Origin of the sequence: Terrimonas ferruginea DSM 30193, assembly GCF_000425585.1 — a bacterium.
Taxonomy (GTDB): domain Bacteria; phylum Bacteroidota; class Bacteroidia; order Chitinophagales; family Chitinophagaceae; genus Terrimonas; species Terrimonas ferruginea.
The window spans coordinates 139,292-148,991 of the sequence record NZ_AUDS01000019.1; the positions used below are offsets into that span (position 1 = coordinate 139,292).

Annotated in this window: 8 protein-coding genes; 5 read left to right on the forward strand and 3 right to left on the reverse strand. The window is 47.3% G+C overall.

What is annotated here, in order from left to right; translation table 11 throughout:
• The first annotated feature begins 6 nt into the window (after positions 1-6).
• From H608_RS0107680 to rpsG, 3 genes are all read left to right on the forward strand, one after another.
• Positions 7-1,071, forward strand: a complete 1,065-nt coding sequence (locus tag H608_RS0107680; RefSeq protein WP_028787165.1) for a branched-chain amino acid aminotransferase — start codon at positions 7-9, stop codon at positions 1,069-1,071.
• Between the two features lie 139 nt (positions 1,072-1,210).
• Positions 1,211-1,591, forward strand: coding sequence for a 30S ribosomal protein S12 (gene rpsL, locus H608_RS0107685; RefSeq protein ID WP_028787166.1), 381 nt, complete (start codon positions 1,211-1,213; stop codon positions 1,589-1,591).
• A gap of 29 nt (positions 1,592-1,620) precedes the next feature.
• Positions 1,621-2,088, forward strand: a complete 468-nt coding sequence (gene rpsG, locus H608_RS0107690; protein ID WP_028787167.1) for a 30S ribosomal protein S7 — start codon at positions 1,621-1,623, stop codon at positions 2,086-2,088.
• Positions 2,089-2,448: 360 nt separating this feature from the next.
• Here the strand turns inward: rpsG and H608_RS23510 are convergent, their stop codons facing one another.
• The gene (locus H608_RS23510) at positions 2,449-3,879 is read right to left on the reverse strand and encodes a T9SS type A sorting domain-containing protein (protein WP_162142850.1); all 1,431 of its coding nucleotides are present in this window, start codon (positions 3,877-3,879) and stop codon (positions 2,449-2,451) included.
• 869 nt (positions 3,880-4,748) lie between these two features.
• Here H608_RS23510 and H608_RS0107700 point away from each other — a divergent pair.
• Positions 4,749-7,124 carry a DUF5686 and carboxypeptidase-like regulatory domain-containing protein gene (locus tag H608_RS0107700; RefSeq protein ID WP_162142851.1) on the forward strand — a complete coding sequence of 792 codons (2,376 nt, stop codon included), beginning with the start codon at positions 4,749-4,751 and terminating at the stop codon, positions 7,122-7,124.
• A gap of 9 nt (positions 7,125-7,133) precedes the next feature.
• Here the strand turns inward: H608_RS0107700 and H608_RS0107705 are convergent, their stop codons facing one another.
• Complete coding sequence (locus tag H608_RS0107705; protein ID WP_028787169.1) at positions 7,134-7,748, reverse strand: VIT1/CCC1 transporter family protein; 615 nt, start codon at positions 7,746-7,748, stop codon at positions 7,134-7,136.
• A gap of 11 nt (positions 7,749-7,759) precedes the next feature.
• Complete coding sequence (rocD, locus tag H608_RS0107710) at positions 7,760-9,001, reverse strand: ornithine--oxo-acid transaminase (protein ID WP_028787170.1); 1,242 nt, start codon at positions 8,999-9,001, stop codon at positions 7,760-7,762.
• Between the two features lie 469 nt (positions 9,002-9,470).
• Between rocD and H608_RS24625 the strand changes: the two genes are divergently transcribed.
• Positions 9,471-9,700: hypothetical protein (locus tag H608_RS24625; RefSeq protein WP_028787171.1), on the forward strand; the 230-nt coding region annotated here is incomplete at its 3' end.

Genomic DNA, 9,700 nt, shown 5'->3' on the forward strand with positions numbered 1-9,700 from the left:
CATATTATGATAGAGGCTATGGATATATCTGTTACAAAAGCGGAAACCAGCAAGTTAAACGACCTGAACCTGGAAAATCTGCCATTTGGCCGGTATTTCAGCGATCATATGCTGGAAGCCGATTATGAAAATGGTGAGTGGAAAAATGTTGAGATCAAACCCTACCAGCCGTTGCTGATGAGTCCTTCACTGGCGGCACTCCATTATGGTCAGGCCATCTTCGAAGGTATCAAAGCTTACCGCGACCCGCAGGGAAAGGCATTTATATTCCGTCCTATCGATAATTTCCGTCGTTTCAATATTTCAGCGGCGCGTATGCAGATGCCTGAAGTACCGGAAGAATTATTCATGGAAGGCATGCGCCGCCTGGTGCAGCTCGATAAGAGCTGGATTCCATCGCAGCCCGACCATTCGCTGTATATCCGTCCGTTTATGTTCTCCAGCGATGAGATGATCGGGGTACGTCCTTCTGAGACGTATAAATTCATGATCATTCTCAGTCCCACCGGTCCATATTACGCGGCTCCGATGCGGATTTATGTGGAAGAACACTATGTGCGTGCCTGTGCGGGTGGTATCGGCTATGCAAAAGCGGCCGGTAACTACGGAAGCTCGATGCTTGCAACGGCCGAAGCGCGTAAAAAAGGGTATGACCAGGTATTGTGGACAGATGCGCATGAACATAAATATGTGCAGGAGATCGGCACGATGAACGTGTTCTTTGTTATCGGCAACAAAGCCATAACGCCTGATCTTGAACAGGGCACCATCTTAAATGGCGTAACGCGTCAGACAGTGATCACATTGTTGCAGGAAATGGGCATAGAAGTGGAGGAACGTCCGTTGAGTATCGATGAAATTATCGAAGCTTACCAGGCCGGCACGCTGAAAGAAGTGTTTGGTACCGGTACGGCAGCCACGATCACGTTGATCCGTGAATTGAAATACAAGGACACCGTGTTATCTTTTGATACGGATACCTGGAAAGTAACCACGCAGATCAAGGAGACATTGAACAATATCCGCGAGGGCCGTAGTGAGGATACACATGGCTGGATGTGGCCTGTTTAAGATTGAAAATTAAATAGTTAGTATAACCCTACTACGCAAGGCGCTTAAAATTTCAAGCATTTGCGTATTTTTTAAGCAATATTTTGGTATTTAATGACGGAGGTCTTACCTTTGCCGTCCCAAAAACAAAGCATTCAGAATGCCTACGATTCAACAATTAGTAAGAAAAGGAAGAGAAATTATCCGCGCGAAGAGCAAATCACGTGCGTTGGACCAGTGTCCTCAGCGTCGTGGTGTTTGTACTCGTGTGTACACAACAACACCTAAGAAACCGAACTCTGCGCTGCGTAAAGTAGCCAAAGTGCGTTTGACCAATAAAATTGAGGTTATTGCCTACATCCCGGGTGAAGGTCACAACCTGCAGGAGCACTCAATCGTATTGATCCGTGGTGGTCGTGTAAAAGACCTTCCGGGTGTACGTTATCACATTGTACGCGGTTCTCTGGATACTGCGGGTGTGAAAGACCGTAAACAAAGCCGTTCTAAATACGGTACCAAGAAAGAGAAAGCCAAAAAGTAATTTTTAAAAAGCAACTTCAAGAATAAGTCATGCGGAAAGCACAAGCAAAGAAACTGCCTTTAGCACCAGATCCCCGGTTTAACGATAAACTGGTAACCCGGTTTGTAAACAACCTGATGTGGGAAGGCAAAAAAAGCGGAGCCTTTAACATCTTTTACGACGCACTGGACAAAGTAGCGAAGCAAACTGGTGAAGAAGGATACGAGGTGTGGAAGAGAGCATTGTCGAATGTGACACCTGCTGTGGAAGTACGTAGCCGTCGTATCGGTGGTGCAACTTTCCAGATTCCTGCTGAAGTACGCCAGGATCGTAAAGTTTCCCTGAGCATCAAATGGCTGATCCGTTACAGCCGCGACCGGAATGGTCGTAGCATGGCCGACAAGCTGGCTAACGAAATCGTAGCGGCAAGCAAAGGTGAAGGTGCTGCTTTCAAGAAAAAAGAAGATACGCATCGTATGGCAGAAGCGAACAAAGCTTTCGCTCACTTCCGTACCTAATATATTAGAAAAGACTTTCTGAATGAAACCATCGTCTGAGGACGGTGGTTTTTTTTTAAGGTATGAGGAGTAAGGACTAAGGCGTAAGGAGTAAGGTTTAGGGTCTAAGGTCTAAGGTTAAACAGACGCGATGGGGTAATAAGTTATAAGTATTAAGTGATAAGTTTTGCGCCTTTGCTCCTTACGCGCCTTTGCGTGAACCCGTATTTCCACGCAAAGCTGCAAAGTAATCAAGGCGCAAAGGTTATTCCCCATTCACGATTCACCATTCACCATTGACATCCCCTCAAAAGAAAAGGCCATTCCTGGACAGGAACGGCCGTTTATTGGTACCCTTTTGTAAAAAAGTCTTTAGTAAAATCAGCGGATCAGCAATGACTGGCGCAGCTTGCCTTCAGCACCCTGCCATTGGATATAATAAACTCCGGCCGGCAGACGTGACAGATCGATCTGCGTCTGGCGGGTATTGTTGGCTGGGCGTGTCTGCCATACGGGAAGTCCGGCTGCGTTGTACAACGACAACAGTTGGCCGCCCGCAGGATGTGACACCTGCACTTTACCACCGGTAGCAGGATTGGGATACGCTACCAATTCGTTAACCGTTGTGCGGTATTGTATTCTTGCCACAGCACTGTATTTGAATCCTCCATCGATGTCCACCATTTTCAGGCGATAATAATTCACGCCAGTCTGCAAATGCGCGTCGGTAGTCTGATAGTCGCGGGGCTCGCTGCTGCGGCCGGCTGCAGGGATAGAATCGATTGCCACAAACTGGTTGTTGTCTGTGCTTTTTTCTATGATGAAATGATGGGTGTTCAGTTCTGATTGCGATTGCCATTTAAGCAAACCCGCACCATTGTTCTCCTGCGCAGTAAAGAAGTTGAGTTTAACAGGAAGCGGTACATTGATGGTAAGCGTCTTGTTATTATAGGCAACGAATGCTACGTCGCTGCTGCCGGAAAGATTGATGCGGAATTTAAAAATAGAAAGGTAATTGTCGCGTGTGATACCGAAATCGCTGAGATCCGCCGCCCACAGACGGATCGGTCGGTCTGTATTGGTAAAACCAGCCGTAAGAACGCGCGGGTTAACATTCGCTTCGTAGAAGTCGGCCGTCCAGTTGGCTACAGGTGAAATGTTGGTGAAACGAATGCTTTTGGGCGAACCAACGATCTGACCCGCCTCGTTGATAAAGCTGTAAGTATCGGTAGAACCGCTTGGGTCGGCGATTTGCGTTACAATGATATCGGGAATACCATCACCAATATTCTCAGGCCGGATATTGGCGACCGCAAAAGTAAGTGTGCCGGCGGGCAGGTTGGCCACACAGGTGCCAAGGTCCAATCCTTTAATACCATCGGTGAGGTAAGAGGTGAGATACATATCGGGCTTATTGGGGCCGGTGCCGTTATGCACACCATCATACATTTCACCTACACCTACTTTTGTATCGGACGTAACCGTACCGGAATACCCTTCTACCGGCAAAGACCAGAAATCCCCTGCAACAAATGTTTCACCTTTTGAAGACAACAACGCATCGTTAACCCCTGTAGAGTACTGTTTATTATTGTAGGTAAACGACAGGAGGTTATGGCTGTTAACAGGCTTCACGTTGCTCATCTGCGTGGCAGAAGTCTTCCAGAATCCACCATAATCGGTAATAATACCTGACACAGCCTGCTGTGCGTGCACGGGAATATAGAAAAGGGAAACGAGGACCAATAAAAGCCGGAACCGGCGGGTTTGGCCAGGCATAACAGCCTTAGCCGAAAGGGTAAAAAGAGTCATTTGGGTACGTTTTCTTACAAAAGGTATTAGGATCGAGATGCAAAGGTAGTATTGCTCATGAATTATCATAGCATTTTACGAGATTTTTTTGCAGGAATTACGATTTTGGTATCGTGAAACCACGTGATTGTACGTGCAAGAGGGGTGTTTTTATAGGTTATTACCCTTAAAATGAACTTATTATCCATGATTAAACGGATACAGGTATGATCGGAATTTTTCCGGGCATTCGTTGTTTTACGATCAGGTTGAGTAATAAGTTTTAAGTAATAAGTAGTAAGTAAAACAACCTACCGGTTTCTGAGGCTGATCTTTCGGCCCGTTTGGAAAACCCGCTTTTGGTTCCTGAGGACAACACAATTGTTCGGAACGTTTATCTCTAAGATTCGCTTTTCACTTTTAAATTTAATGGCGGCTTGAGGTAGAAGTTAGCACCCTTGTTGGTCTCCCGGCCAACAAGCAAGAACCAGGTTGCTTTGAAAGGTTAAGGCAAACTTCGTACATAGTTCAACGATGAGCAGGCCCGTTGGTCTGGAGACCAACGGTGGCGTGATGTCTGATTGACAGGTTTTAAAATCTTCCGAACAGTTGTGCTGAGGATACGAACCGGGTTAGCCTTTTAGTCACCGATTCACTTATTGGCCTATTGAAGACCTTCCGACAAATAGTTACGTACTTATTTTTGGTATGCCCGCAGGTTGGTTTTTGACAGTTTTGCATTTTTATCTTCCAATCGACGCAGGGATAATCCATCAGAAAGCCATTTTCAGTATTTTGTAGCTTATTCTATGCGACATCTTTACCTCCTGGCCGCTTTATTGACTTTAACGATTATTCGTGTTTCGGCACAACAAACAAAATCAGGTGTTGTGGCTGACAGCCTTTCGCGGCAACCGCTGGCTTTTGCCACGGTCAAAGCCGGAGGGCAGGGGAAAGGCGTAATCACCGGTATTAACGGCCATTTCAGCCTTGCTATCCCCGACGGCGCAGCATCGCTGCAGGTATCTTACGTAGGTTACCAGTCTGCCACATTTTCCCTGGCAGATGAACGCGATACCTTATTCCTTTTACCAGCTTCCGGTATCTTGGGAGAAGTAGTGATCCGTGCCGACGCCGAAAAGATTCGCTCCATTTTACAGAAAACCATCCGCAACAAATCCAATCATAACCCGGAGATGTACGACCGCTACAATTGTAATATCTATTACAAGATGAAAGTAGACCTCGTGCCTAACCCGGATACTACCACAAAGAAGAAAGAGCCGGTTGCAAGGTCTTCGAAGAAAAACAATAAAAAGAACAACGAACCGCCATTGCCGGAGCCGGATACAGCCAACCTCCGCTTCCTGCGCAACAATCATGTTATTTTATCAGAAAGCTATAGCCGCCGCAGTTACCGGCGTCCGCAACAATTGCAGGAAGAAGTGATCGCATCCCGTTTTTCAGGATTGAAGAAAACTTATTTCACCAATCTGGTTACCGACGTATTACCCTTCCATGTTTACGGCGATTACATTTCACTCAACGGTCGCGACTACAATAACCCTGTTGCGAAAGGCTGGCAACAACGGTATAAATTCCGGTTGCTCGATGAGGTGATGACGGGGAATGATACTACCTATATTCTTAGCTTCGAACCAAAACGTAACGCCGTTTTCCCTTCGCTGGAAGGAACCGTTTATATCAATTCGAACGGTTATGCCATTTCGCATTTGATCGCGGCTACAACGGATTCCGCATCCGAACGCGTGATCCGCATTGAACAGATTTATCAGCTAGTGGAGACACGCTGGTTCCCGCGGGAACTTAATTACCAGGTAAACCTGCTCCGTTATCCTTCCCCCGAAATGGGCATCAGCCTCAATGGTCATTCCGTGATCGACTCCGTGTCCTTTGACGCAGCTCATGCATTGCGGCAACGAAAAGCCTATACAGTGCGGCTTGGCGATTCGGTGGATTTGCACACGGAACAACAATGGCAGCAATTGCGACCGGATGGATTAACGGAAAAAGAACAAAATACTTATAAGGTCATCGATAGCCTTACCACCAAGATGAAACTCGAGAAAGTGGTATACGCCGCCGGCAAATTCGGTTTGGGTAAACTACCGCTTGGTCCGGTCGACATCGAAGTAAACAGGTTGGTCGCCATCAACAATTTTGAAGGCACCCGTTTGGGACTCGGACTTTCTACCAACAACCGCGTATCGCGTTATTTCTCGATAGGCGGGTGGTTTGGTTATGGCACCAAAGACAAACAATGGAAATACGGCGGACATGCACGCATATTTCCCGCAGGGGACAAAGATCACTGGCTGGAATTTGCTTACCAGCAGAATTATCAATCATCCGGCCTCGTGCAAATACATCCCGAACTCGACCGCACCGGGTTTCGCAATTGGATATTGACCCGTGTGGACTGGCTGAAAGAATACCGGGCAACAGGACACACACAATTGGGTTACTGGCAGGCTGAAGCAGAAGTATTGCAACGGTATCTGCGGCCCCGCTACGAACAGAGCCAGTTTGAAACAGATGGAAAGAATCCCATCGACTATCGTGTACGCGAAGCAGGCGTGGGGTTCCGTTATGCATATGGGGAAAAACGGGTGCCGCTGTTTGAATATTATCTTCCCGTGTCCACGAAATATCCTGTTCTTTATTTACGCGGAGCATCGGGGACAGTACACAATGGTGATTACCGTGCAAATTATCTCCGCACATTGGCGGCTGTACGTTTTACCAAACATATCAACCGCTGGGGATTCGATCATTTCAGATTGGAAGGAGGCATGATCAGAACGGCCGACAACAAACCATTGCCAAGATCACTGTTGCTGGCAGGTAACGGATTCCGTAACAGCGGCACCAACTATTATGCCTATGGTGGATTTGTAACGATGAAGCCTTATGATTTTTATTCCGACCGGTATGTGTCTTTTCTGTATCGTCATGATTTCGATAAACGATTGTGGAACCTGAAAGTCAGCCAGCCTTATATAAGTCTTGCGCATAACCTGATGTATGGCGGATTGAAAACAGCGCATCGCGAAGCAAATGCCGGCGTTGCGGCTCCCGTGAAAGGGTATCATGAATCGGGTGTGATGATTAATCAGCTTTACCAGGTGAATCTTTTCGGCCTGGCTTATTTCTATATCAATGGCGGTTTATTCTATCACTGGGCGCCCCAGCCGGATTGGAAAAAGAACAGTGTGTGGGTAGTTGGCTTCAGTACCGGATTTTAACCAACAGTTCTATTTAATGATACGTGCCAGCAGGAATGCAGCCCCTGCGGCAAGTGTACCCAATAGCAGCATGCGGACTGCACCTGACCAGGGATTGGCATTGGACAGCCGGTTCTTGAGATAACCGAATACAAACAGGCAAACCAATGTAACAGGCGCTGCGATTGTCAGCGCCACATAGGAATCATCAATGAAAAAGTAAGGAGCTAGTGGAATCAACCCACCGATGAAGTAGGAGAAGCCGATGATGAGTCCTGAACTGCGTGGTGAATTGAAGTGACTTTCGGACAATTGCTGCATTGCTGCTTGTTGTTCCCCGGTCAATGCAGCCATAGCTTCCTCCTGCATTTCTTCTGTAAAACCAATATTGGCGTAAAATTTCCGGTCTTCTTTTGGTCCGGCACTTTCATCTTTCACCGTATGATAGCCGCTTATTCCCATGCCGGCAGCGCCGATGAGGGTAGCGGCCAGCCCCGCCGTCAATATCATTCCCGGATCAGCCGACGCGGCGGTAAGACCTGTGGCGATGGCAAATGGCACGGAAAGCCCGTCGCTGACACCAATGATGATGTCGGCAAAAACACTATCCATTTTTGCGGAAGAGGAGACCGGGTGCGTAGACATAGACGACAAAGTTAGCTCCTGTCAAAAATCTCCAATGATTTTTTGATAATGGCAACGCACGCCTGTACCTGTGTTTCGTTGATCACCAGCGGCGGTGCAAAGCGGATCTTATCGCCGTGCGTAGGTTTGGCGAGCAGACCATTCTCTTTTAATTCGAGGCAAAGATTCCATGCCGCATCCGGATCGTTGTGATTAATGACGATGGCATTGAGCAGTCCTTTTCCGCGGATCAGCGAAATATGCGGGGATTGCAAGGCGGCCAATCCATCGCGCAAAAGTTTGCCCATGGCTTCGGCGTTCTCCGCCATTTTTTCATCCCGCAAAACTTCGAGTGCTTTGATAGCCGTTTTGCAGGCAAGCGGATTGCCGCCATAAGTGGAGCCGTGTTCGCCGGGACGAATGGTAAGCATGATATGATTGTCGGCTAATACGGCACTGACGGGCAGCATACCACCACTCAGTGCTTTGCCCAGGATCAGTATATCCGGTTTTACGTTTTCATGATCGCAGGCGAGTAATTGACCGGTGCGGCAAAGTCCTGTTTGTATTTCATCTGCGATGAAAAGTACATTGGCGTCTTCGCACAATTTTTTTGCGGTAGCAAGATACCCTTCATCGGGAACGAGCACACCTGCTTCACCTTGTATTGGTTCAACGAGGAAGCCGGCCACATTGGGATTGCCGAGTGCCTGTGCGAGTGCCGCAGTATCGTTGTAAGGAACTGCAATAAATCCGGGAGCGTAAGGACCGAAGTGCGTACGTGCGGAAGGATCGCTGCTGAATGAGATGACGGTAGATGTGCGTCCGTGGAAATTGCCTTCGCAGACGATGATAACTGCTTCGCCGTCGGCAATACCTTTTTTCTCATACGCCCATTTGCGGCAAAGTTTGATGGCTGTTTCCACCGCTTCCACGCCGGTGTTCATCGGCAATACTTTATCAAATCCGAAATAAGCAGACATGAATTTTTCGTATTCGCCTAATACATCGTTGTAAAAAGCGCGGCTGGTTAGCGTGAGCCGCCGGGCCTGTTCGATGAATGTTGCTACGATAGCGGGATGGCAATGGCCCTGGTTAACGGCAGAATAACCACTGAGGAAATCAAAATAACGGTTCTCTTCCACATCCCATACAAAAGCGCCTTCACCGCGGCTTAAGACAACGGGCAAAGGATGATAGTTATGGGCTCCATATTGTTCTTCGAGATCTATAAAATATTGGGCAGACCGGCTGGCCAGTACATTCGCGGACATGATTGATCGGTTTGTTGTGTAAAAGAAATAGGGGGAAAAGCAATAGAATAACAATCACTGTCAGTGATTCAACAGATCGAGATTCTGTTGCAGGAATGCTATGGAGGAAAGGCGGAGTGCCATTGCAACGAAGGTAAGTAATTTTAAGGAAAGGCGTAAGGCGTAGGGTTTAAGGCGTAGGGTGTAAGGCATAAGGCTTAAGGTTTAAGTCGTAGGGGGTAGGGAATAAGGCATTAGGAGGAAGATACGCAGTAAGTAGTGGGTCTGCTTAGTTAAGTGTGTCATTTGACGTTTCTACTCCCTGGTTCGTGTATACACGAACCAGGGCATTCACGATTGACGATTGACGATTGACGATTCACGATTGACCATTGACGATTCAATGTCGTTTCCTTAAGGCTGAAGTTCTTTGACAGGTGTTAAGTAGAGAAAAAGTTTGTTATTTTTAGGATAGGATTACAGGGGGGTATTGAATAGCGAACCTGTTTTTAGAGTAACCTATCTCAATGAATTAACTCAAAAATTACATAATGAACAATTTGTTAGCGACTGCCGTACAGAATCCGGCCGGAATGGATTTGTCCGTGATCGCAAGCTGACCTTTGTTCATTTGATTGTTCTGTTAGTGCAGGGCCTTTCCCGTTCCATACAGCGTGAGCTCAACAGCTTTTACCAAAAGATCCTGGACAGCGATCTGCC

Excerpts from the sequence above, each read along its gene's own strand:
- H608_RS0107680 (WP_028787165.1), top strand. The coding sequence starts at position 7 with ATGATAGAGGCTATGGATATATCTGTTACAAAAGCGGAAACCAGCAAG.
- rpsL (WP_028787166.1), top strand. The coding sequence starts at position 1,211 with ATGCCTACGATTCAACAATTAGTAAGAAAAGGAAGAGAAATTATCCGC.
- rpsG (WP_028787167.1), top strand. The coding sequence starts at position 1,621 with ATGCGGAAAGCACAAGCAAAGAAACTGCCTTTAGCACCAGATCCCCGG.
- H608_RS23510 (WP_162142850.1), bottom strand. The coding sequence starts at position 3,879 with ATGACTCTTTTTACCCTTTCGGCTAAGGCTGTTATGCCTGGCCAAACC.
- H608_RS0107705 (WP_028787169.1), bottom strand. The coding sequence starts at position 7,748 with ATGTCTACGCACCCGGTCTCCTCTTCCGCAAAAATGGATAGTGTTTTT.
- rocD (WP_028787170.1), bottom strand. The coding sequence starts at position 9,001 with ATGTCCGCGAATGTACTGGCCAGCCGGTCTGCCCAATATTTTATAGAT.